Source organism: Salinimicrobium oceani (assembly GCF_012037645.1).
Genome location: NZ_JAAVJR010000250.1, coordinates 1 through 589, shown reverse-complemented (window position 1 = coordinate 589; position 589 = coordinate 1). Strand labels below are relative to the sequence as shown.

At 45.7% G+C, this 589-nt stretch carries 1 protein-coding gene; it reads right to left on the bottom strand.

The window, feature by feature from the left end; translation table 11 throughout:
* Positions 1 to 589, bottom strand: a 589-nt coding sequence (locus tag HC175_RS16550; RefSeq protein ID WP_168139475.1) for a DEAD/DEAH box helicase, incomplete at both ends; no start/stop codon positions are given.

Below are 589 nucleotides of genomic sequence, written 5' to 3'. Positions count from 1 at the left end.
CTGTTTATCAATATTTACCCTACGGGCTCCTTTATTGACATACTTGTTGATGATCTCATTGAGGTCCTGGGGAATAGTTGCGGAAAATAACCACACATTTCTTTCTTTCGAAGCCGTAGCATCCAGGATTGTGGTAAGATCATTTTTAAATCCCATGCTCAACATTTCATCTGCCTCATCAAGCACCAGGGTTTTGATCTTCCTTATGTCTACTGCTTTTCTTTTCATTAGGTCGATGAGCCGGCCGGGCGTGGCAACTATAATTTGGGTGGGCCTGTTTAGTCGTGCGATCTGGATATCGATCTTTTCCCCACCATAAACAGCTTCAGTAAAGATCTTATCGCTGTACTTGGTGAATTTAAAGAGTTGCCTTGCGATTTGTTGACCCAATTCTCTTGTAGGTGCGAGAATGGGTGCCTGGACTTCTTCTTTTGCCGGATCGATCTGTGCGAGCAGTGGCAAACCGAAGGCTGCAGTCTTTCCTGTACCGGTTTGCGCCTGACCAACAAAGTCAACACCTCCTTCGGTAAGTACCGGAATAGCTGCTTCCTGTATTTTGGTGGGGGTATTGATCCCCATCTCCTGTAAG